This is a genomic window from Lysinibacillus sp., assembly GCF_032093475.1.
GTDB classification, from domain to species: Bacteria; Bacillota; Bacilli; order Bacillales_A; family Planococcaceae; genus Lysinibacillus; species Lysinibacillus irui.
In genome coordinates this window covers 1-24,012 of the sequence record NZ_DAMDAY010000063.1, presented here as the reverse complement: position 1 = coordinate 24,012, position 24,012 = coordinate 1, and the positions used below count along the sequence as shown (strand labels likewise).

At 38.3% G+C, this 24,012-nt stretch carries 27 protein-coding genes; 23 read left to right on the top strand and 4 right to left on the bottom strand.

Annotation, left to right across the window (positions count from 1 at the left end; translation table 11 throughout):
* The 17 genes from RT445_RS13905 to RT445_RS13825 all read left to right on the top strand — a co-directional run.
* Positions 1-834, top strand: an 834-nt coding sequence (locus RT445_RS13905; protein ID WP_483869416.1) for a helix-hairpin-helix domain-containing protein, incomplete at its 5' end; no start/stop codon positions are given.
* 332 nt (positions 835-1,166) lie between these two features.
* A complete protein-coding gene (rimP, locus tag RT445_RS13900) occupies positions 1,167-1,643 on the top strand; it encodes a ribosome maturation factor RimP (RefSeq protein WP_274796005.1) in 477 nt (158 codons plus the stop codon).
* 24 nt (positions 1,644-1,667) lie between these two features.
* On the top strand, positions 1,668-2,807 hold the full coding sequence (gene nusA / locus RT445_RS13895) for a transcription termination factor NusA (protein WP_274796006.1): 1,140 nt from the start codon (positions 1,668-1,670) through the stop codon (positions 2,805-2,807).
* A gap of 136 nt (positions 2,808-2,943) precedes the next feature.
* A complete protein-coding gene (rnpM, locus tag RT445_RS13890; RefSeq protein ID WP_274796007.1) occupies positions 2,944-3,222 on the top strand; it encodes an RNase P modulator RnpM in 279 nt (92 codons plus the stop codon).
* Complete coding sequence (locus RT445_RS13885; protein WP_016994544.1) at positions 3,219-3,527, top strand: YlxQ family RNA-binding protein; 309 nt, start codon at positions 3,219-3,221, stop codon at positions 3,525-3,527. The genes rnpM and RT445_RS13885 overlap by 4 nt, the downstream gene beginning before the upstream one ends.
* Before the next feature lie 14 nt (positions 3,528-3,541).
* The gene (gene infB / locus RT445_RS13880) at positions 3,542-5,824 is read left to right on the top strand and encodes a translation initiation factor IF-2 (protein WP_274796008.1); all 2,283 of its coding nucleotides are present in this window, start codon (positions 3,542-3,544) and stop codon (positions 5,822-5,824) included.
* Positions 5,824-6,102, top strand: coding sequence for a DUF503 domain-containing protein (locus RT445_RS13875; RefSeq protein ID WP_008178987.1), 279 nt, complete (start codon positions 5,824-5,826; stop codon positions 6,100-6,102). Before infB ends, RT445_RS13875 begins: the two co-directional genes overlap by 1 nt.
* 78 nt (positions 6,103-6,180) lie before the next feature.
* A complete protein-coding gene (rbfA, locus tag RT445_RS13870; RefSeq protein WP_274796009.1) occupies positions 6,181-6,522 on the top strand; it encodes a 30S ribosome-binding factor RbfA in 342 nt (113 codons plus the stop codon).
* Positions 6,523-6,640: 118 nt separating this feature from the next.
* The gene (gene truB / locus RT445_RS13865; RefSeq protein WP_274796010.1) at positions 6,641-7,552 is read left to right on the top strand and encodes a tRNA pseudouridine(55) synthase TruB; all 912 of its coding nucleotides are present in this window, start codon (positions 6,641-6,643) and stop codon (positions 7,550-7,552) included.
* Positions 7,553-7,564: 12 nt separating this feature from the next.
* Positions 7,565-8,518, top strand: a complete 954-nt coding sequence (ribF, locus tag RT445_RS13860) for a riboflavin biosynthesis protein RibF (RefSeq protein WP_274796011.1) — start codon at positions 7,565-7,567, stop codon at positions 8,516-8,518.
* 168 nt (positions 8,519-8,686) lie between these two features.
* Complete coding sequence (rpsO, locus tag RT445_RS13855) at positions 8,687-8,956, top strand: 30S ribosomal protein S15 (protein ID WP_036121378.1); 270 nt, start codon at positions 8,687-8,689, stop codon at positions 8,954-8,956.
* Positions 8,957-9,561: 605 nt separating this feature from the next.
* Complete coding sequence (gene pnp, locus RT445_RS13850; protein ID WP_274796015.1) at positions 9,562-11,676, top strand: polyribonucleotide nucleotidyltransferase; 2,115 nt, start codon at positions 9,562-9,564, stop codon at positions 11,674-11,676.
* Positions 11,677-11,779: 103 nt separating this feature from the next.
* Positions 11,780-13,003, top strand: coding sequence for a M16 family metallopeptidase (locus RT445_RS13845; RefSeq protein ID WP_312505206.1), 1,224 nt, complete (start codon positions 11,780-11,782; stop codon positions 13,001-13,003).
* 170 nt (positions 13,004-13,173) lie between these two features.
* Positions 13,174-14,169 (top strand): ABC transporter substrate-binding protein, encoded by a 996-nt coding sequence (locus RT445_RS13840; protein ID WP_274796017.1) that lies wholly within the window; start codon positions 13,174-13,176, stop codon positions 14,167-14,169.
* Positions 14,170-14,186: 17 nt separating this feature from the next.
* Positions 14,187-15,179, top strand: coding sequence for a FecCD family ABC transporter permease (locus RT445_RS13835; protein WP_313470726.1), 993 nt, complete (start codon positions 14,187-14,189; stop codon positions 15,177-15,179).
* Entirely contained in the window at positions 15,179-15,961 is a 783-nt protein-coding gene (locus RT445_RS13830; protein WP_312505212.1) for an ABC transporter ATP-binding protein, read from the top strand. Before RT445_RS13835 ends, RT445_RS13830 begins: the two co-directional genes overlap by 1 nt.
* Positions 15,962-15,972: 11 nt before the next feature.
* Positions 15,973-16,467: a HugZ family pyridoxamine 5'-phosphate oxidase gene (locus RT445_RS13825; RefSeq protein WP_312505214.1), complete on the top strand. Its 495-nt coding sequence runs from the start codon at positions 15,973-15,975 to the stop codon at positions 16,465-16,467.
* Between the two features lie 36 nt (positions 16,468-16,503).
* On the opposite strand, the gene RT445_RS13820 is transcribed toward RT445_RS13825, so the two are convergent.
* From RT445_RS13820 to RT445_RS13805, 4 genes are read right to left on the bottom strand one after another with little or no spacing between them, the layout of a single operon-like run.
* A complete protein-coding gene (locus RT445_RS13820) occupies positions 16,504-17,118 on the bottom strand; it encodes an ABC-2 transporter permease (RefSeq protein WP_312505216.1) in 615 nt (204 codons plus the stop codon).
* 11 nt (positions 17,119-17,129) lie between these two features.
* Positions 17,130-17,756, bottom strand: coding sequence for an ABC-2 transporter permease (locus tag RT445_RS13815; RefSeq protein ID WP_312505218.1), 627 nt, complete (start codon positions 17,754-17,756; stop codon positions 17,130-17,132).
* Positions 17,757-17,758: 2 nt separating this feature from the next.
* On the bottom strand, positions 17,759-18,601 hold the full coding sequence (locus RT445_RS13810; RefSeq protein ID WP_312505219.1) for an ABC transporter ATP-binding protein: 843 nt from the start codon (positions 18,599-18,601) through the stop codon (positions 17,759-17,761).
* Positions 18,602-18,979, bottom strand: coding sequence for a GntR family transcriptional regulator (locus RT445_RS13805; RefSeq protein ID WP_312505221.1), 378 nt, complete (start codon positions 18,977-18,979; stop codon positions 18,602-18,604).
* A gap of 142 nt (positions 18,980-19,121) precedes the next feature.
* Between RT445_RS13805 and RT445_RS13800 the strand changes: the two genes are divergently transcribed.
* From RT445_RS13800 to RT445_RS13775, 6 genes are all read left to right on the top strand, one after another.
* Entirely contained in the window at positions 19,122-19,385 is a 264-nt protein-coding gene (locus tag RT445_RS13800) for a YlmC/YmxH family sporulation protein (protein WP_004224966.1), read from the top strand.
* Positions 19,386-19,394: 9 nt separating this feature from the next.
* Complete coding sequence (locus tag RT445_RS13795) at positions 19,395-20,174, top strand: NAD(P)-dependent oxidoreductase (RefSeq protein ID WP_274796026.1); 780 nt, start codon at positions 19,395-19,397, stop codon at positions 20,172-20,174.
* The gene (locus RT445_RS13790) at positions 20,168-20,758 is read left to right on the top strand and encodes a dipicolinate synthase subunit B (protein ID WP_274796027.1); all 591 of its coding nucleotides are present in this window, start codon (positions 20,168-20,170) and stop codon (positions 20,756-20,758) included. The genes RT445_RS13795 and RT445_RS13790 overlap by 7 nt, the downstream gene beginning before the upstream one ends.
* 82 nt (positions 20,759-20,840) lie before the next feature.
* The gene (locus RT445_RS13785) at positions 20,841-21,878 is read left to right on the top strand and encodes an aspartate-semialdehyde dehydrogenase (protein ID WP_274796028.1); all 1,038 of its coding nucleotides are present in this window, start codon (positions 20,841-20,843) and stop codon (positions 21,876-21,878) included.
* Positions 21,879-21,891: 13 nt separating this feature from the next.
* On the top strand, positions 21,892-22,791 hold the full coding sequence (dapA, locus tag RT445_RS13780) for a 4-hydroxy-tetrahydrodipicolinate synthase (protein ID WP_274796029.1): 900 nt from the start codon (positions 21,892-21,894) through the stop codon (positions 22,789-22,791).
* Between the two features lie 278 nt (positions 22,792-23,069).
* Positions 23,070-24,012 (top strand): ribonuclease J (locus RT445_RS13775; RefSeq protein ID WP_313470724.1); only part of this gene is annotated, 943 nt, incomplete at its 3' end.

Here is a 24,012-nt window from a genome sequence, read left to right as displayed (position 1 = left end):
GAGGATACAAAGCCCTCAACATTCTCGGAGCTTGTGCAAATTTCTGGACTATCCCATGGAACAGACGTATGGCTCGGCAATGCACAGGAACTAATTCAAAATGGCACATGTGTGCTAAAGGAAGTAATTGGTTGTCGTGACGATATTATGGTGTATTTAATTTACCAAGGTTTAGAACCATCGCTAGCATTTAAAATCATGGAGTCTGTACGTAAAGGGAAAGGTTTATCGGAGGAATTTGAAGCCGAGATGCTTGCTAATAAAGTACCTGGCTGGTATATCGAATCATGTAAAAAGATCAAATACATGTTCCCGAAAGCCCATGCGGCAGCTTACGTTTTAATGGCTGTACGTATAGCATGGTTTAAGGTACATTTCCCAATCCTGTATTATGCAGCGTATTTCACTGTCCGTGCAGATGATTTTGATTTAATTGCAATGGTTCAGGGTTCACAAATGATTCGTGCACGTATCGATGAAATCAATATGAAGGGCTTAGATGCATCAACAAAAGAGAAAAACTTATTAACGGTGCTGGAGCTTGCACTAGAAATGTGCGAACGAGGCATGAGCTTCCAAAAAGTTGACTTATACCGTTCACAGGCAAGTGAATTTGTCATAGATGGGAATTCGCTTATTCCGCCATTTGATGCAATTCCAGGGCTTGGAACCAACGTTGCCAAAACGATTGTAGCTGCCCGTGAAGAGGGAGAGTTTTTATCGAAGGAAGATTTACAGCAACGTGGTCGTGTATCGAAAACACTTATTGAATACATGGATCAACTTGGTTGTCTAGAAGGCATGCCTGATGCCAATCAGTTATCACTATTTTAGTATGGAATTTAATTTGTCAGGTTACGTTACAGAGAATTTCAAATTCCTGACACAATATGGTTATCTTCAATGAAGGAAATTTGCATTGTGTCGAGAACTGTGCTATCCTTATGGTAATAATTTGTTGATATTTTTCCAGCAAAAGAGTGGGTCCTTCCCGCTCTTTTCTGTTGTTATACCGTAGCAAAACAAATTTTGACTAACAGCAGGTAAGACCGTAAAATTTCACCAAAGCAACTGGTGGAATTTCTGTTTTATTTAGGTTCATTACTGAATCAATGGCAGTGATGAACAGTTCATACGCTAGAATTTGATAGATACAGGAGGAAACAATGAGCAAAGTACCATCTTTAATTGAAGAGCTCGCTAAACCAATTGTGGATGAGTTAAATCTTGAGCTAGTGGATATTGAGTTCGTCAAAGAAGGACGTAACTGGTTTTTACGTGTCTACGTTGATACGCCTGAGGGTGGAATTGACATTGACCAATGTGCTCAAGTTAGTGAACGACTAAGTTTGCTATTGGATGAAAAAGATCCAATTACACAAAACTATTATTTAGAAGTTTCTTCACCTGGAGCAGAGCGTCCATTAAAAAAAGATACTGATTTTCAAAAAGCAATTGGCAAATTTATTTATGTAAAAACCTATGAGCCCATCAAGGACATGAAGGAATTCCAAGGCTACTTAACGTCATACGATGAACATACATTAGTGATGGAAGTGCGTATTAAAACGCGTAAAATAACAGTAACAATTGAACAAGAAAAAATCGCATTGGCACGACTTGCCATCGATTTTTCAGCATAATGCATATTTAGGAGTGAAAATAAAATGAGTAGTGATTTGTTAGATGCGCTGAATGCGCTAGAAGAACAAAAAGGAATTTCAAGAGATGTGTTAATTGAAGCCATTGAAGCGGCATTAGTTACAGCTTACAAACGCAACTTTAACCAAGCACAAAATGTTCGTGTGGACTTAAATTTAGATAAGGGCTCTATTCGCGTATTTTCACGTAAAGATGTTGTGGAAGAGGTAGAGGATGATCGTTTGCAAATTGCTTTAGAAGATGCAAAAGCAATTAATCCAGCTTACCAGCTAGAGGATATCGTGGAGCAGGAAGTAACGCCACGTAATTTTGGACGCATTGCTGCTCAGACGGCTAAACAAGTGGTGACACAACGTGTACGTGAGGCGGAACGCGGTTTAATTTATGAACAATATGTGGACCGTGAAGATGATATCGTAACAGGTGTTGTTGAACGTTTAGATGCTCGAAATATCTATGTAGGTTTAGGTAAAGTAGAAGCAGCTCTGCCAATTAACGAACAAATCCAAGGTGAATCTTACCATCCTCATGATCGTATTAAAGTGTATATCACAAAAGTTGAACGTACAACACGTGGTCCACAAGTGATTGTGTCACGTACACATCCAGGTTTATTACGCCGATTATTTGAGATGGAAGTACCTGAAATTTATGAAGGCATTGTTGAGATTAAATCAATCGCTCGAGAAGCGGGAGATCGCTCTAAAATTTCTGTCTATGCCCATAATGAAGAAGTTGACCCAGTAGGTTCATGTGTTGGGGCAAAAGGCGCTCGTGTACAAACAATTGTCAATGAACTAAATGGTGAAAAAATTGATATCGTAGAATGGTCTGAAGATCCAGTAGTATTCGTTGCGAATGCTTTAAGCCCATCAAAGGTATTAGACGTTCAAGTGAATGAGGAAGAAAAATCGACAACAGTTGTTGTTCCAGACTATCAATTATCACTTGCGATTGGTAAACGTGGGCAAAATGCACGTTTAGCTGCGAAGCTTACTGGTTGGAAAATTGATATTAAGAGTGAGACAGATGCTCGTGAGCTAGGTATTTATCCTTCTGCTACAAGCACTTTCATCCCTGCTGACGATGAAGAAAGTGATTTTGATGATGTGGCAGTAGACTTATATCAAGACGACGAAGAATAAGTAAGAAAGCCCGTGTGACAAGTCAGCTGACAGTATTCAGTGGGCCCCCTACGCCGACTGAATACTGTCAGAGCGTCAAGTAGAGCATGACTTGTCCACCTCTTACGACAAGCTTCAGAGAGGAATGGTGATTCTTATGGCTGTAAACAAAAAAGTACCTCTTCGTAAATGTGTAGCAACTGGAGAAATGCTACCGAAGAAAGAGATGATACGTGTTGTTCGCTCCAAAGAGGGCGAAGTAAGTGTAGATGTCTCTGGAAAAAAACCAGGACGTGGTGCGTATGTCTCGAAATCAGAGAAGGCAGTTGACATCGCACGTAAGAAAAATGTATTAGGGCACCAACTTGATGTGAAAATTCCTGAAGAAATATACGAAGAACTGATTTTGCTGATTCGTAGGGAGTCAATTTTATGATGAATCAAGCAATATTTAATTTGCTTGGGATTGCGGCAAGAGCACGTAAAGTGATTTCAGGAGAAGAGTTAGTAGTAAAGGAAGTCCGCAATGGCAATGCTAAGTTAGTACTGCTTGCAAACGATGCTTCTAAAAACTCTAGCAAGAAAATTCAAGATAAGTGCACGTACTACAACGTTGAGTATCATGTAATTGGAGATCGTTATGATCTAGGACATGCTACAGGTAAGGAGGCCCGAGTGGCTTTAGCTATTACCGATAAAGGTTTTGCAAGTAAATTGTCTAGTCTACTCAACGAAAACTAATCGGGGGTGAGCAGATGACCAAAATCAGAGTTCATGAATATGCAAAGCAAGTGAATAAAACGAGTAAAGAGGTTATTGAAGCACTAAGTAAATTAAATGTGAGTGTAACAAACCACATGTCTATGTTGGAGAAAGATATTGTGGCTAAGTTAAACCAATCATTTAAAGCAACACCTGAGAAAAATGTAGCAAAACAATCAACTCAAAACATGGCACAAAGACCTCAATCGAATGGCCAGCAAAAACCACAGCATTCGGTGAAGAAGCAAGAGGGACAAAGGCAGCAATCTGCTACTTCTAAACCTAAAGCAAACAATCAGCAACACGCACAGCAAAACTCAAATTCGTCTAACGAAAAATCTAAGAATACAAAAGGTAATCAAAATAGAAATATGACACAAAATAATAATAATAACAATAATAATCGTAGAGGTGGCGGTGGTTATAACCAACGTCCAAAACCAGGGATTCATGGAGGCAAACGTCGCCATCCAAAAACGCATCAACCATCAATACCAGTAAAACAAAAGGAACTTCCAGAAAAAATTACTTTTGTTGAATCATTATCAGTTGCAGAATTAGCAAAAAAATTACACCGTGAGCCATCGGAAATCATTAAAAAACTATTTATGCTTGGTGTAATGGCAACAATTAACCAAGAATTAGATAAGGATGCAATTGAATTAATTTGCGCAGACTATGGTGTAGAAGTTGAAGAAGAAATCCGTGTAGATATTACGGATTTAGAAACTCACTTCGAGCAAACTGAAGAAGTAAACGAGGCAGATCTATCAGAACGTCCGCCAGTAGTAACAATTATGGGACACGTTGACCATGGTAAAACAACATTATTAGATTCTATCCGCCACACGAAAGTGACAGCTGGAGAAGCTGGTGGTATTACACAACATATTGGTGCATACCAAGTGACAGAAGGCGACAAGAAAATTACATTCCTTGATACACCAGGGCATGCTGCTTTCACTACAATGCGAGCACGTGGAGCGAAAGTTACAGATTTAACAATTTTAGTAGTTGCTGCTGACGATGGTGTTATGCCACAAACAGTAGAAGCGATTAATCATGCTAAAGCAGCTGAAGTACCAATTATCGTTGCTGTGAATAAAATGGATAAACCATCAGCAAATCCAGATCGTGTAATGCAAGAATTAACAGAGCACGGCCTAGTTCCTGAAGCATGGGGTGGCGATACAATTTTCGTACCAATTTCAGCATTAAAAGGTGAAGGCATTGATACATTACTAGAAATGATTTTACTTGTTGCGGAAGTTGGCGAACTTAAAGCAAATTCAGATCGTTTAGCGCTTGGTACGGTTATTGAGGCGCAGCTTGATAAAGGACGCGGTTCTGTTGCTACACTTTTAGTACAAGATGGAACGTTAAAAGTAGGTGACCCAATCGTTGTTGGTCATACGTATGGCCGAGTTCGTGCGATGGTGAATGACAAAGGTCGTCGTGTAAAAGAAGCTGGACCATCAACACCAGTGGAAATTACAGGTTTAAATGATGTACCTCAAGCAGGTGACCGCTTCGTTGTTTTTGAAGATGAAAAAACAGCACGCCAAGTTGGGGAAACTCGTGCGATGTCAGCAATCCAAGCGCAACGTTCAGAAAAACAACGTGTAACACTTGATAACTTATTTGAACAAATGAGTCAGGGTGAAATGAAAGAGCTTAACCTAATTGTGAAGGCTGATGTTCAAGGTACTGTTGAAGCAATGGCTGCCTCATTAATGAAAATTGATGTGGAAGGCGTAAATGTGAAAATCATTCACACAGGTGCTGGTGCTATTACGGAATCAGATATTTCTTTGGCAGCGGCTTCAAATGCAATTGTTATTGGATTCAACGTACGTCCAGATGCAAACGCAAAGCGTGCAGCTGAAGAAGAAGGCGTAGATATCCGTTTACACCGTATTATTTATAAAGTAATTGAAGAGATTGAACAAGCAATGAAAGGTATGCTTGATCCTGAGTTCGAAGAGAAAATTATTGGTCAAGCAGAAGTTCGTCAAACAATTAAAGTATCTAAAGTTGGTACGATTGCTGGTTCATACGTAACTGAAGGAAAAGTAACACGTGATTCAGGTGTTCGTGTAATTCGTGATAACGTAGTTATTTTTGAAGGTGAGCTAGATACACTTAAACGCTTCAAGGATGAAGTAAAAGAAGTTGCAAAAGGATACGAATGTGGTATTACCATTACAAACTTCAACGATATTAAAGAAGGCGATATTATTGAAGCCTATATTATGGAAGAAGTTAAACGCGTCTAATGATCGTGTATGCAGAAGTTGAATTCATTATTCAAACTGCCCATTCGTTAAAGGAAAAACGTGCTGTCCTACAGCGTATGATTACCCGCACCAAGCAGAAATTTAATGTATCTATTGCGGAAATTGACCATCAAAATGTATGGCAGCGTACGAAATTAGCACTTGTTGCTGTTTCTTCGTCTAAAGAAGCAGCTGAACGCGAAATTAATCACGCGCTCCACTATTTAGAGTCAAATCCGTCATGGGAACAGCTTAATGTGTGGCGAGATTATTTATAAGTAGTAATAGGTAGTTGTCCAAGCTTACGAAAGCATGGTACACACAACTATCTGTACATCGAAATAGAGGTGACAAATATGTCTCTACGTTCAAACCGTGTTGCTGAGCAAATGAAAAAGGAGCTCGGTGATATTCTTGGTCGTAAAATAAAAGATCCGCGTGTTGGTTTTGTTACGGTTACAGGTGTTGAAGTAACAGGTGATTTACAGCAAGCGACAATTTATATTACATCTTTAGGCAATGAACGTGAACGAGAGGACACGCTTAAAGCGTTAGTAAAAGCTTCGGGCTTTATTCGCTCTGAAATCGGGTCACGCATTCGTTTACGACGTACACCAGAATTAATCTTCGAATTTGATTCATCGATTGAATATGGTAACCGTATTGATACATTGCTAAGAGATTTACACAAAGAATAAGTTGAAAAAGTCTGCCACATGCATGTTTATGCAGGCAGACTTTTTATCTTCATACTGTAAAAAATGATAGCAGTGAGGATGCACTGCGAAATGAATGAAGGCAATTGGGAGGAGCTATATGAACGGTATTTTACCGCTTTGGAAAGAAAGAGGCATGACAAGCCATGATTGTGTCTTTAAATTACGCAAAATTTTGCGGACAAAAAAAGTTGGACATACAGGTACACTGGATCCAGGTGTTGAAGGTGTGCTACCAATTTGTATTGGTCAAGCAACTCGAATTGCAGAATATTTAACTGATGCAGGGAAGACCTATGAAGCTATCATTTCGATAGGTCGTACAACGACAACGGAAGATGCAGAAGGCGAAACGGTTGAACAAGATCAGACAGTGAAAACATTTTCTCGTAAGCAATTACTAGAGGTTCTAGCTTCATTAACAGGTGCTATTGAACAAACACCACCCATGTTTTCAGCAGTAAAAGTAAATGGGAAGCGCCTCTATGAATATGCTCGAAAAGGCGAAACGGTTGAAAGACCAACTCGTCAAGTAACCATTTATGATTTAGAGCTTCTTGACAAGGTAGAACTATATGAGGGGCAAGAAATAACATTTCCTGTCCGAATCGCGTGTAGTAAAGGGACTTATATTCGTACATTAGCTGTGCAAATTGGTGAAGCGCTAGGCTATCCAGCACATATGAAGGAGCTTGTAAGAACGGCCTCTGGTACCTTTACACGTGACAACTGTTTTACATTAGCACAAGTTGCAGAGCTAATGGATGCAGAGCAAGTAACTACCTGTATTTTACCTGTCGAGTATGCATTAGCAGACTATCCATATATTGAGATTACTGCCGCCAATGAAAAAGAAATTTTCAATGGACAAGTGCTTCCAGCAGATGCATTATTAAAGAGTCATGATAAAATTGTGTTTGGAATCAATGGAAAGGCAGTTGCGGTTTATCAGGCTCACCCTACGAAGGATGGTTTGATGAAGCCACACAAGATGTTTCCGACGATAGAGTAGGAGGATTTTTCAATGGAGGTCATTCATTTAAAATACCCACATCAATTACAGCAACGAGAAAGCATGCAGGCATATTCACTAGCGCTTGGTTTTTTCGATGGTGTACATAGAGGGCATCAAGCAGTGATCAAGGCAGCTAAGGAAGAGGGGGACAAACGTCAAATTCCAACTGCAGTGATGACATTCGATCCACATCCTTCATTAGTCCTTGGTGGACGGAACGAAAAAGTGTTTTATATTACACTCTTACAACAGAAATTACAACTGTTTGAGGAACAGGGTGTGGATAAAGTGTTTGTTGTCCATTTCACATCAGATTTTGCCAAGCTTTCACCAGCAGCGTTTATTGATACATTTATTCGTGGATTAAATATTCAACATGTGACAGCTGGCTTTGATTATTCGTTTGGAGCATTTGGTAAAGGAACAATGGACGATATGCGTACACTAAGTAATGGTGAGTATGGTGTAACAGTTGTTGAGAAGAAAACAGACGATATTGAGAAAATTAGCTCTACCCGTATTCGTAAGCTATTACAAGAGGGCGATATGGAAGAGGCAACAAAGCTATTAGGGAGACCATTTGAAATCAATGGGATAGTTGTACATGGTGATAAACGAGGTCGTACAATCGGATTCCCTACAGCGAATGTCCAAGCATTAGAAGGAACCTTTATTCCAGCAAGTGGTGTCTATGCTGTCCGTTTACTAGTGCAAAATAACTGGTATGATGGGGTCTGCAATGTGGGCTACAAACCAACTTTCAAAGATCCGAATGATAAGCAATTATCAATTGAAGTTCATATTTTAAACTTTGATAAAAATATCTATGGTGAGGAAGTACATGTAGCTTGGTATAAACGGATTCGAAGCGAACGAAAATTTGATGGTATTGAGGCGTTGAAGACACAAATCGAAAAAGATAAACAAGAAGCAATTCGCTACTTTAACGACTTGGAAGGCTAACTTCATCATTGTCTTCACATCCTTCAGGTCTACGTTTTGCTTGCTTGACTAACTGATTTATGGTAACATTCATAAGTGCATAAATGCTTAACCTTAGCTCGGTATTTCGATGACTCCAACGTTTACTGTGCTAATGGGGATTAATTATAATTTAGGAGGTCCATACAAATGGCTATTACAAAAGAACGCAAAAACGAAATTATCGCTGAGTACCGTACTCACGAAAGTGACACTGGTTCACCAGAAGTACAAGTTGCAGTATTAACAGAGGAAATCAACGCTCTAAATGCTCACTTACGTACACACAAAAAAGATTTCCACTCTGAGCGTGGTCTTCTTAAAATGGTAGGTCGTCGTCGTCACTTATTAAAATATCTTCGTGAAACTGACGTACAACGTTACCGTGAACTAATCAACCGTTTAGGCTTACGTCGCTAATTAAAGGCGGAAGTATTCCTGTATTAAACTGTAGACAAACCTATGTTTGTCTACAGTTTTTTTATGTTTCTAAGCAGTGGTTATCCTAGGTTTTGTTCATTAGAGAGCCATAACTTTTTATTACACAACAAAGACTGATCAATATAAAAATACTATTCTCAATTATAAGAGAGACTATTAGTCAGACATGCCAGTAAAAGATAGTTTTTCGGGGCTTGCATTTCCAATGTTCACTCAAGCCATTGCTTAAACTTTACTACATACGGAACTTTCTTTATACTAGTAAGATGTTGTATGTTAAGCACCATGTTATAATAAAGCTATTGTTAAAACTTGCACTAGAAAAAATAATGTTTGATAACAGTTACTTCCATTTACATACATTACTTTTCGTCAAGAAGGAATCAATATAAAAAAATCCATATACCAAAATGCTTTTTCAATTAAATATAGAAATAAATCTTAAATAAATTGGCAATAACTGAATTTAAATGTATGATTATTTCATGAAATATTATTTAGCATAGAACAAGCATTTTTGGTACACTTACTATTAGTACATACAGACGAAGTAAGTGTTTTTATAATAGAGAGGGGTTCATTGAATGAACGAAAAGAAAGTCTATTCCTACGAATGGGCTGGCCGTCCACTTGTAATTGAAGTCGGACAGTTAGCAAAACAAGCAAACGGAGCCGTACTAGTACGCTATGGCGATACTTCTGTACTTGCTACAGCAACAATGTCTAAATCACCTAAACCACTTGATTTCTTCCCACTAACAGTTAACTATGAAGAGCGTCTATATGCTGCAGGTAAAATTCCTGGCGGCTTTATTAAACGTGAAGGACGTCCATCTGAAAAAGCGATTTTAGCAAGCCGTTTAATCGACCGTCCAATTCGTCCGATGTTCCCAGATGGTTTCCGTAACGAGGTACAAGTCATTTCTATGGTTATGTCAAACGATCCTGATTGTACTTCAGAGATGGCAGCAATGGTTGGTTCATCATTAGCTTTAGCTATTTCAGATATTCCATTTGATGGGCCAATAGCTGGTGTACAAGTAGGTTATATTGACGGAGAATTCATCGTAAACCCGACAGTAGAACAATCGAATCATTCGACAATTCATTTATCTGTTGCAGGGAACAAAGATGCCATCAACATGGTTGAAGCAGGGGCACTTGAAGTTCCAGAAGAAATTATGTTAGAAGCAATTATGTTCGGTCATGAAGAAATCAAAAAAATCATTGCTTTCCAAGAGCAAATTGTGGCGGAAGTAGGTAAAGAAAAATTACCTGTGACACTATTTGAAATTGATGAGGCGATTCAAGCCGACATAAAAGCAGCTTGTGAGACGGATATGCATGATGCTATTCAAACTGCGGAGAAACATGCACGTGATGAGGCGATTCAAGCTGTAAAAGATCGTATTATCGCTTCTTATGAAGAACAAGAAGCCGATGATGAAACAATGAAACAAGTTTATACAATTTTAGATAAAATGGTTAAAGATGAAGTTCGTCGTCAAATTACGGAAGATAAGATTCGTCCAGATGGTCGTAAGCTAGATGAAATTCGACCACTTTCTTCTGAAACAGGCTTATTACAACGTACACATGGTTCTGGTCTGTTTACACGTGGACAAACACAAGCACTATCTATTTGTACACTAGGCGCACTAGGTGATGTACAAATTATTGATGGTTTAGGTGTTGAAGAATCGAAACGCTTTATGCACCATTATAACTTCCCACAATTTTCTGTAGGGGAAACTGGCCCAATCCGTGGACCAGGCCGTCGTGAAATTGGTCATGGTGCGTTAGGTGAACGTGCGTTAGAGGCAGTTATTCCAGATGAATCAGAATTCCCATATACAATTCGTTGTGTATCAGAAGTACTTGAATCGAACGGATCTACTTCTCAAGCATCTATCTGTGCATCAACATTAGCGATGATGGATGCAGGTGTTCCATTAAAAGCACCAGTGGCAGGTATTGCTATGGGTCTTATTAAAAAAGGTGAACACTATTCAATTTTAACGGATATTCAAGGAATGGAAGACCATCTAGGAGATATGGACTTTAAAGTTGCTGGTACAGCTAAAGGTGTAACAGCTTTACAAATGGACATTAAAATCGATGGTTTATCTCGCAATATTTTAGAAGAAGCACTGACACAAGCTAAGGTTGGTCGTATGCATATTCTAGAATCAATGCTAGCAACACTTTCAGAACCACGTGAAAAGTTATCTGAATTTGCACCAAAAATTGTTATTGTGAAAATTAATCCAGATAAAATTCGCGATGTAATTGGACCTGGTGGTAAACAAATTAACAAAATTATTGAAGAGACAGGCGTTAAGATTGATACGGAACAAGATGGTACAATCTATATTTCTTCTGCTGATGAAGAAATGAATGCTCGTGCAAAACAAATAATTGAAGATATCGTACGTGAAGCAAAAGTAGGGGAATACTACTTAGCAACAGTGAAGCGTATTGAAAAATTCGGTGCGTTTTGTGAAATTTTCCCAGGAAAAGATGGTTTACTTCACATTTCCGAAATTCAAGAGGAACGTACGAAGCAAGTAGAGGATGTCTTAAAACTTGGTGATCAATTACTTGTTAAAGTGATTGAAATCGACAAGCAAGGTCGTGTGAATTTATCTCGTAAAGTTGTGATTCAAGAGGAAAAAGAACGCGCTGAACAAGAAAAATAAAAATGATCAAAGGGCTGCGTATGATTGCGCAGCCTTTTTAGATAGTAACAAAAAGAATGTTAGGAATTATACAATAGAGAAATTAAGAATTGGGGGAGATTTTTTGGTTCAAGTACATACATGTCAAAATGGTGTTCGTATTGTATCTGAGCAGATTGATCATGTTCGATCAGTTGCATTAGGTATTTTTGTGAATGCAGGTTCCCGCTATGAACTACCTGAAGAGAATGGTATTACACATTTTATTGAGCATATGTTGTTTAAAGGAACAGCTACTCGCTCAGCTCGTCAAATTGCGGAAGAATTTGATCGAATTGGAGGAGAGCTAAATGCCTTCACGTCTAAAGAAAATACATGTTACTATGCAAAAGTTTTAGATCATCATGCAGAGCTCGCTGTCACAATACTTGCTGATATGTTTTTTAATTCTACGTTTGCAGAGGAAGAATTAGAAAAAGAACGACAAGTGGTGTTAGAAGAAATATTAATGAGCGAAGATGCTCCTGATGATGATGTACATGAAAAGCTATGGAGTGTCATGTATCCGAATGACGCACTTGGTCGTCCAATACTTGGTACTGCAGCTACGTTAAAGACATTTACAGCAGAAACAATTCGACAATATATGGCCAAACATTATGGTCCAGAGTCTGTTGTAATTTCTATTGCAGGAAATATTTCTCCGCAGCTTTTACAAAAGATTGAAGATTTATTTGGACAATATCAGCCTTCACCACATGCTGTAGCGCCTGTGCTAACAAATCCTCCATTTTATCCGGGAGAGATTACAAAAATACGCGATACAGAGCAAGCCCATCTAGCCATTTCTTATCCAGCAATCGGTGTAAAAGATCCAGATATGTATAGCTTTATTGCTCTGAACAATATTATTGGAGGCAATATGAGTTCTCGTCTGTTTCAGGAGGTACGTGAAGAACGCGGGTTAGCTTATTCTATTTTTTCTTATCAATCCTGTTATGCAGATGTTGGTGCTTTTACGATTTATGGTAGTACAAGCCGTCAACAATTAGCACAGCTCCAACATACGATTGATGCCACGTTACTGGATATTGTTGCAGGCGGTGTTACGGAGGAGGAGCTTGATAATGCGAAAGAGCAACTGAAAGGGAGCTTCGTTCTTGGATTAGAGGGGACGGGTGCTCGTATGAATCGCAATGGAACGAGTGAACTTGTCCATCGGAAGCATCGAACTGTAGACGATGTTCTTGCCTCGATAGATGCTGTATCGATGGAGTCGATAGATCGTCTAATTGCTAAAATATTAAAAGCAGAACCAGCTATTTCGATTATCGGTCCTAGTGAATAAAGTCAACAAAATTAAATAATTGTAAGAGGAGAACTTTGATTATTTTCGAAGTTCTCCTTTTTCGTGTTTTCCTCTTTATCAATTAGGTGTTGTAATTCTCAATTAGCTTTGATAGTATAAATGATATTGAAAATCATTTTCAATTAAAAAGTTGATTGGAGGATATATAGGTGAAAAAATGGCTTATCGCTAGTACCTTTGTGATTTCATTAACACTAGTTGGCTGTGTAGAGCAGGAAGATAAAAATATCGACATAGAGGTGAAGAAAGAAGAAACACAGCAACAAGAAACAGCTAATACAGCTAAAGTACAAAAAGCCAAGATTCAGGATGGGGTAGATGAAGAAGCCTTTCAAAAAGCATTAGCAAGCTTCCCAACGACCATACCAGAAAACATAGTAACCACTTCGGTTCCATTAACAGAAATGTTACATCTCCTAGGAATTACACCTGTAGGGGTACCAACATCGACCAATCCTATACCAACAGATTTTGATTCGATTACAAAAATAGGCTCACCTATGTCACCTGACTTAGAGGTCATCTCGAGCTTACAATCGGATTTAATAATTGGAGCTTCCTCCCTACAAAGCTCGCTCGATCAGGCACTTCAAGGGATGAATTTGCCGACAGCTTATTTACCGACAGATTCGTATGAGGACTTAAAATTGAGCTTTAAAGTGCTAGGTACGTACTTTGCTAAAGAAGAAAAAATGAATGACGTTTTACAAAGAATCGTAGCAAAGGAAAAAGAGTTAGAAGCTCAAGCACAAGGCAAAGAATTACCTTCCGTAATGCTTGTAATCGGTACATCGGATTCCTTTATGGTAATGAACGACAAATCTTATTTAGGAAGCTTAGTGGAACGATTAGGGGCAGACAATATTGCGAAATCTGTGTTAAAAGCAGATTCAACTTATTCACCTATGAATCTTGAAGATATTATTGTGGCTGACCCAGACATTGTTTTTGTGTTAGCATCGGGTGACCACGGGGCAAATGAAGATAAATTTAAACAAGAAATTGAAAAAAATAGCGCTTGGCAACAATTATCAGCCTATAAAAATAATAAAATCTATGTACTTGATTACAGCACATTCGGTGTAACATCTATTACGAATGTAGAAACAGCACTGACAACAATTGCAGATTATTTCTATAAATAAGTTCGTGAGGTAAAGGTATGATTCATACAACAAGAAGTCGCATGATTATAATTACAACCTTTGTGGTTACGATAGTAGTGGCAATCATTGCGGTCGGGTTAGGTAGTGTTCATATTTCCGTTCCTAATATTTTAACCACCCTTCTCAATGGACATGATCAGGAAGGTGTATATACAACAATAATTTGGGATATCCGATTACCTCGAGTGTTATTGGCTTTAATTATTGGTGCAAGTATTGCCATTTCGGGTGCCTTATTGCAGGCAGTTATGGGCAATCCGTTAGCAGATCCTGGATTAACAGGGGTAACAAGCGGGGCAGCAGCCTTTGTATTACTCATCCTTTTAGCAAATCCAGAGTTGACACACTTCATTCCTTTAGCTGCATTTGTGGGCGGATTGATTGCGGCTGCAATTGTTTATGCTCTCGCTTGGAGACGGACAGGCATTACACCCATCACTATTATTTTATCGGGGGTAGCCGTGAACGCTTTATGCGGCGGAGTCATTGGATTTTTATCGATTCTTTATAGTGATCGTTTGCCATCAGCTGTGCAATGGATGAATGGTAGTCTCGCTGCAAAAGGGAATGCATCACTACATATGATTTATTTGTATGCCATCATAGGTTGGGTACTATCCATTTTTGCGATTCGCAAAGCCAATATCATTCGTTTAGGTGATCAGGTGGCGACCAATTTAGGAGAAAGTGTAACGCGTATTCGTATTATGTTATCTATTTTAGCTGTTTTTCTAGCAGCTATTTCAGTCGCTGCAGTTGGTATGATTAGTTTTGTTGGATTAATCGTACCGCATATGGCTAGATTACTCGTTGGCTCAGATTATAAGTATATGTTGCCGATGAGTATGGCCTTGGGGGCGATTGTCTTATTGATTGCCGATACTGGCGGGCGGACATTATTTGCACCTCTTGATATTCCAGCAGGTATTTTAATGGCCGTCATTGGTGGACCTTACTTCTTATACTTAATGAGAAAGAAGGCGTTTTAATGTTAAAGATTGAACAGTTATCTATCAGCTATGAACAAAAGGAAGTTGTCCATGACTTTTCTTTTGATGTGAAAAAAGGCGAAATCCTATCCATCATTGGACCGAATGGCTCTGGCAAATCAACGATATTAAAGGCCCTTGCAAGGATGCAGCCGTACCAGACAGGAACTATTTTGTTTGATGGGGAAAATATGCGTCGATTATCCTCAAAACAAATTGCTCGAAAAATGTGTATGCTTAGTCAACAAAATCAAGCCCCAACTGATATATCTGTCAAAAATTTAGTGGCCTATGGTCGTTATCCACATAAAAAGTGGTTTGAGCGTCTCAATGCAGAGGATGAGAACATTATTGATTGGGCATTAGAAAAAACTGGTCTTTCACATTATAAAGAAAAGCCCATTGCTGCCTTGTCTGGGGGAGAAGCACAGCGCGCATGGATTGCCATGGCTTTAGCGCAACGGCCCGAAGTTTTATTATTAGATGAGCCCACGACATTCTTAGATATTGCGCATCAGCATGAAGTGCTAGAATTAGTGCGAGAGCTGAATCGTGACATGGGCATGACCGTTGTGATGGTACTCCATGATTTAAACCAAGCCTCTAGCTACAGTGATCAAATAGTGGTGGTAAAGGATGGAAAAAGAGCTCATATGGGTACACCAGATGAAGTCATGACAGAGCGGATGATTCAACAAATCTATCGGATGGAAGCGGAAATTCAATATGTTTCATGGGATGGTGCTCCAAGAATTCAATTAAAAAATACGGTAAAAGCTTAGGAGGAAAGTGCATGCCAAAAGCAATCGATTTGGAACAAGTAAAACAGGACTATAAAGCATTTATTCAAAATAAAAAAAATTGTGTATTAAGCTTCGTGGATGGAGAAGGCAGGCCTTTTAGTAGTACAGCCCCTTTTGTACGACTAAATGGAAAATTTTATATTTATATTAGTCGGATTGCAGAGCATTACCAGCTAATGGAGAAGTCAGAAGTAGTCGATTTAATTTGTGTAGCGGATGAAGCAGTAACAGCTAATCCTTTTGCCACAGAGCGAGCACGCTGGCAATGTCAGCCTAAAAATTTGGGCAATGAAGGGCATGAGAAAGTATTTGCAGCCTTTGATCAACTATTTAATGCAAAAATGATGGCAATGTTACGTTCACTTGATTTCTCATTATTTGAGTTAACGCCAGTAGCTGGGCGGTATATCGTAGGATTTGGCAAAGCCTTTACGATTGATATTGCCAATGACAAATTGATACATGTTGTCATTGATAAAAAATAGGTTGCCAATAAAGGCAGCCTATTTTTCAATGAATAGTTAGCAAATTTCTCTTGTCGTATATAAATGAAGACATTTATGGAACGTAAGAACGCTAATGAGGATGCTAACAATTGTTGGGAGCACTAAGGTGAATAAGTTTCCAGCTACTAATGATAAATAGTAATGAACAACAAAGTTTAGCAGAATAATCAGCAAGGTAGCCGAAAGCATTCTGATAGTTCGCATTCCCTCCTTTTCTTGAAGTTGCTGAATATAAAATTGACTACAGATGAGAAAATAAGCACTGCTTATATAAGCGAAATACATAGCAAAATGCTCCAAAAAATCTGTAGAAGCTTCGGGTTGAGAGAAATAGATTGGTGCAATGAAAAGAAAGAGCAGAGTAATAAGGCCATAGCAATAAAGGAAATCAGACTGCAATTGCGCCTTTTTTGACAGAGGTAGGCTATTGACAAACACTTCCCAGTTTACTTGTCGATCTCCTCTGTATAAATTTTCAACAAGTGTGGCCGAAATGACGACGATCACCAAACCAATGGAAGGGCTATCCACGAAGGAGAAGTGAACAAAATTAAGGAGTAGACATAAGGCCATTGCAAAAATGAGAGACCATTTTTGTACGACAAATCTTTGTAACAATAATGCTCGCATAGAACCCCTCCCTAGAACTCTTTCCTTTTATAAATGGCTGTAGAAATTAACGAGGATAGCCAAAGTATTAATAATCCGGCAAATGGTGTTACAAACATAAACTGTTTAACATTTAAAAAAGTGAAGGGTATATTGGGTAGATACTCTTTAAACATCCCTAACAAGAAGCCTGGGATAAAACAAAGCGCAATCAAAACCATTTTTCCTTTAATGGAGCCAAATTTAATATAAATAGGTAATAATACAGCTAACAGACAGAGAGCCAATGTCACAATCATATTAAATGTTAGGAAAAAATCTGTGGTGATACCTTGATCGGTAAAATAATTGATAAGAAATATAATGGGCAGTGCAATAATAAGACCAATGATCATAAGCAATACACTCAGTATATATTTACTAAGAACAATATCCCCTTTAGAAATCGGTAGGGTATTGGCATACTTATCCCAGCTACTTTGCTCATCGTAGGTAAGAGCAGTTATAGCTTGAATCGTTACAATAAAGACAATAACAGCCAGCAGCATTGAGCTTTGCTGCATAAAGATCGCCATCACAAGAAGAAATAGAACAACGTATGCCTGGGATCTCAATTGACGTTGAATAGTCATTAAATCTTTTACTATAAGACCTATCATATTTAAACACTACCTTTCACAAAAAATAGCATGATATCCTCTATAGAAGGTTTTCCGAGTCGGAAAGCCTCGTTTACTTCATGTTTCAGAACGAGGGCTTCAATTCCGAATGCTCCATTTCGTTTTTTTATAATGGCATGCTCTGGCAATACGCTTACTTCCTCACTACTCCCTTTGAAAATGCCGTAATCATATAATAGAGCGTCTTTACTTTCACTCAATAAAATTTCACCATTATGGATGAGCGTAATATAGTCAGCAATTTTTTCTAAATCACTTGTAATATGAGAAGAAAATAAAATGCTATGTGTTTCATCCTGCATAAATGCTAAAAATAAATCTAAAATTTCATCCCTAATAATAGGATCTAGTCCACTTGTTGGTTCGTCTAAAATCAATAATTTTGGATGATGTGACAAGGCTAATGCAATCGACAGCTTCATCCTCATTCCTCGTGATAGTTCCTTGATCTTCTTCCTCTTTGGTACGTTAAATTGAGTCAATCGTTCAAAGTAATAGTTAGAATCCCACGTTTGAAATACCTTTTTCATAATCTTGTCGAGCTGCGTCGCATTTAGCGTCTCAGGTACATGTAAATCGTCAAACACTACACCGATGTCGTTTTTTATCGATAGCTCATGTTCGACATGATCCTGACCAAAAAGCAATATTTCGCCATATTCTTTTTTTAATAAATTCAGCATGCATTTAATGGTAGTTGATTTTCCTGCCCCATTTTCACCGACAAAGCCCATTACCGTTCCTTGAGGGACTGAAAAGCTTACATCTTTAAGGGAAAAGCCTTCAAAAATCTTATGTAGACCATGAATTTCAATGGCATTCATTTAAATTTCCTCCTCTAACAGTAAAGATACTAATTCTTGCATTTCTTCTTTAGAAAGACCAGCTGTTTTCGCTGCTCTTACCGCCCTCTGCAAATGTTCCTCCACCAGACGTAGTAACTCCTCGCGTAAAAAATCTTGATTACGTTCGGTGACAAAGCTTCCTTTTCCAGCGACTGTTTCAATGAAGCCATCTCGCTCTAAATCGGCATATGCTCGTTTGGTCGTCATCACACTTATTTTTAAATCCTTTGCTAGGGCACGAATAGATGGTAGTGCATCACCTGCTTGAAATTTATTCGCTAGAATGGCCTCTTTGAGTTGTGTGGTGATTTGCTCATAAATAGGCTTATCACTAGCATTACTTAAATGAATATGCACAAATCCTCACCTCTTATAACTGTATATATACACTATATACAGTAGGTGATAAAAATGCAACATATTCCTACTTTTGGTAGGGGGCACGATTTGCAAAAACTCGGCATATATTGAGGTAACGGCTCAAGGAGGGAGATGAGGCATGCTACTATCTGAGATGGTGGATAAAGAATTAATTCAAATTGAGGGTGGCGTACATTTTGGCATTTTAGCACATACAGAATGCCTATTGGATGTGCAAACAGGAAAAATACATGGATTTGAGATTGTGAAAGATAAATTACCATTCCAAAAAAAGAAGATGAAAGTTAGTGAAATGATACCTTGGCATGAAATTATATTAATTGGAGAAGATCGGATTTTATTTAATAAGACATCTACAGTACAATCAGAATATTTACAGTGAGGTGAGCTTTTGGAAAACGAAAAATGGCTTGTTATCGGTGAGGACTCGAGATTAAAGGAATTAGCAACAATGCTAAGAAGTCCATCGAGAACAGTGTTTTATAAAAGAACGACAGTTTGGAACGAAGAGTTAAATAAACTTGTTTTAGAATTCCAACCAAATAAAATTATCCTACCTATTCTTCCGTTGAAAATAGAAGTTGAGCAACTATATGGCATATCACAAGTTAAATTTTATACAGGTCGATTAACGATGCATTGGAAGCAATTGCTGGAGAAAAATGAATCCATTTGTTATTTACAACAAGAATCGTTTATTTGGCAAAATGCTCGGTTAACAGCGGAGGGATTTATCGCCACGTTCTACGGACTCGAGCAAAAATGTATTTACGGACAAAATTTTACGATCGCAGGCTTCGGTCGTATCGCCAAAATGCTCGCCTCTTTACTTGTTAAAATGGGTGCGAATGTTCATATTGTGGCACGTTCAGTTGTACAAGTGAGTGAAGCAAAAGCATATGGTTATAAAGCTACAAATTTAGATGACCGTCAATGGTCTATTACGGATAGCATTTTTATAAATACAATTCCAGCAAAATGGATTACAGAGTCATTTATTGAGCATGTTCCAGCAGTTTTATATGATTTAGCCTCAGAGCCAGGCTGTTTAGATATAGATGCTGATCAATTACAAACGTATGTACTATTGCCATCATTGCCTGGGAAATACTTTGCACATGACGCAGCTACAATATTGTGCAAGGCAATAGAGGAGGAAGAAAATTGTTAACGGGGAAACGAATTGGCCTAGGTATTACTGCTTCGCATTGTACTTATGAAGATGTAGTGCCTAAAATTCAAAATTTTATTGATGTTGGGGCTACAGTTATTCCTATCATTACCCACTCCGTTTTACATGCGGCTACCCGCTTTGGGACAGGGGAAGAGTGGATTGCAAAAATAGAAGCATTAACGGGTGAAAAGGTTATTTCTTCTATAAAAGAGGCGGAGCCATTTGGACCATCCAATCCTTTAGATGCAATGGTCATTGCGCCAATGACAGGCAATAGCATTAGTAAATTTGCTAATGCAGCAACAGATAGTCCTGTATTAATGGCAGCGAAGGCAACTTTACGTAATGGGTCTCCTGTAGTATTAGGTATTTCAACCAACGATGCACTTGGCTTAAATGGTATCAATATTATGAAGTTGTTAAATGCTAAAAACATCTATTTTATTCCATTTGGTCAAGATTCCCCTCATTCCAAACCGAATTCTTTAATTGCTGATTTTGATCAAATGGTGGATACTGTTCATGCAGCAATTACGCAGAAAAAGCAATTACAACCGCTGTTGATACAATATTTCAAATAAATCATATATTACACACAATTTTCAGTATTTTTGTGATACAATAGCACACATTATGAAACATGTATTCAAGGAGAGATGACAGATGACAAAGCAGTTAACGGTTGCAGTTGTTGGGGCAACAGGGGCAGTTGGTTCGAAAATGATGGAGCAGTTAATTAAACGTAAATTCCCAATTGGGAACATTAAATTTCTTGCTTCTGCTCGTTCAGCAGGAAAATCAATCGAATTTAATGGTCAAACATATACAATTGAAGAAGCGACACCTGAAGCTTTTGAAGGCGTCAATGTCGCTTTATTCTCAGCTGGTGGGTCAGTATCAGCTGTGCTTGCACCTGAAGCTGCTAAGCGTGGTGCAGTAGTAATTGATAATACGAGCCATTTCCGTATGGATCCAGAGGTACCGCTTGTCGTTCCTGAAGTGAATCGTGGCGACTTAGCGAAGCATAAAGGGATTATTGCGAATCCAAACTGCTCAACAATTCAAATGGTAGCTGCACTTGAACCAATTCGTAATGCATTTGGTTTAACGAAAGTAATTGTTTCAACTTATCAAGCAGTATCAGGTGCAGGTATTTCTGCTATTGAAGAATTAAAGGCACAAAGCGCAAACTGGGAAGCAGGTAAAGATGTAGAAGCAACTATTTTACCGTCTGGTAGTGATAAACGTCATTACCCAATCGCTCGTAATGTCATTCCACAAATTGATAAATTTACAGATAATGGATTTACATACGAAGAAATGAAGATGATTAATGAGACCAAAAAAATTATGCATGCACCAGAGCTAAAAGTAGCTGCTACTTGTGTTCGTGTGCCAGTTGTTTCAGGTCACTCTGAATCAGTTTATATTGAGGTAGAGAAAGAAGCGTCAATTCAAGAAATTTTCGACGTATTACGCAATGCACCAGGTGTGATATTACAAGATGATATTGCAACACAAACTTACCCAATGCCTATTTATGCAGAAGGGGAAGACGCTACTTTTGTAGGACGTATCCGTCAAGATTTAGACAATAGCAAAGGATTCCATCTATGGATCGTTTCTGACAATTTATTAAAAGGCGCCGCATTAAACTCTATCCAAATTGCAGAAGCAATGCTTGAGGATAACTTACTATAAGAGGGGTGTAAGGATGAATTTAGGTCGAATTGGAACGGCAATGATTACGCCGTTCAAAGATGATGGCACGATTAATTATCCAGAACTAGAACGTATTATTAATCATTTGATAGATAACGGTACAGATTGTATAGTTGCTTGTGGTACGACTTCTGAAAACCCAACGATGTCAACGGAGGAGAAAATTGAAGTTGTGCGCTTTACAGTAGAGAAAGTAGCTGGTCGTGTACCCGTTATTGCCGGCACAGGGGATAATGAAACGGCATACTCTATCGCAATGACTCATAAAGCAGAAGAAAATGGAGCCGATGGCATCATGCTAGTAGCTCCATACTATAATAAGCCAAATCAACGTGGGATTTTTGCTCACTTTGAAACAATTGCTAAACAAACGAGTTTACCTGTTATGCTCTATAATGTCCCAGGGCGTACTGGTGTCAATGTTGCCTATGAAACTTCTGTTGCGTTAAGCAAGATTCCAAACATAGCTTGGATTAAAGAAGCGAGTGGTAATTTAGATCAAATGGGTGATATTATCGAGAATGTTGACCCAGAAGATGATTTCTTAGTTTATAGTGGAGATGATGGCTTAACATTACCTCTAATGGCAATTGGCGGGGCAGGCGTTATTTCCGTAGCAGCTCACGTTGTAGGCAATGATATGCAATTAATGATTAAAGCGTTTGAAGAAGGAAATCATAAGCTAGCAGCCAAAATTCACCGAGCATTATTACCTTTAGTACGTGCGCTGTTCGCTCAACCAAATCCTTCGCCTATTAAATATGCGATGACAAAATTAGGTTTTGATACACTCAATGTACGTCTACCAATGATGGAAATGACAGATCAAGAGAAAGCTAACTTCGACAGAATTTGGGATACGTATCAAGAAAAAGCGAAAAGTTTTAGATAAAAAGCAACGAGGCTGAGATTCTTTCAGCCTCGTTTTTGTATGCTAGAAAAAAGATGAAAGACCCCTCAATCCATTACTTCTCATCCTCAAAAATACTAATATGACTATCATGATACAAGTTATCCAATATCTGCTGATCCCTCTCCTAATAATAAGCAAATAAAAGAAAATCTATTTCCAACGTGAAACATGTATTTTTAATTTGTGCAAAAGCTTTGCAAACCGTATAATAAATGTTAAGTGGTTGCTGTTCGGGATATTTTTTAGGAGGAAATAAATTGACAAAAAAGAAAAATGAATTAATTCGTATCATCCCTCTTGGGGGGGTCGGCGAAATTGGGAAAGCAATGTACGTAGTAGAAATTGATGAAGAGCTATTTGTAGTGGATAGCGGCTTAATGTTCCCAGAAGATGAGATGCTAGGCATAGATATCGTGATTCCTGACATTACGTACTTAGAAGAAAATAAAGAGCGTGTGAAAGGTATTTTCTTAACACATGGTCATGAAGATGCGATCGGTTCTATTGCCTATGTTTTACAAAAAATAAAGGCACCTGTGTACGGATCAAAATTAACAATTGCATTAGCAAAGGAACATTTAAAAGAATTACCTGCACCACATCAGGTGAAATTTTTTGAAGTAACAAATCGAAGTCGTATGAATTTCAATTCAACGTATGTAACATTCTTCCACACAACACATAGTATTCCCGATTCGTTAGGGGTGGTGTTCCATACATCTGAAGGCGCGATTGTTCATACAGGAGAGTTTAAATTCGATCAGTCAGCAACAGGTAAATTCAAACCTGATTTAGCAAAAATGGCACAATTAGGAGAAGACGGTGTCTTTATTCTCTTATCTGAATCGTGCGAAGCTGAACGACCAGGATATACGACATCGGAGATTGTGATTGAAGAACAATTATCAAAAACATTCCACTCAGCACCAGGTCGTATTTTAGTAGCTGTTTATGCATCGAATTTTATTCGTATTCAACAAGTTTTTGCCCAAGCCCAAAAATCATTCCGTAAAGTTGTGATTGTTGGTAAACCATTGGAAAAGGCTGTTGATTTAGGCGTACAGCTAGGTTATTTAACAGTTGAAGAAGATACAATTATTCCGATTTCAGAAATGCAAAAATATCAAGATGATGAAATTATCATTCTTGCAACAGGTAATAGAGGAGAGCCTCTAGATGCATTAGAGAAAATCGTACGAA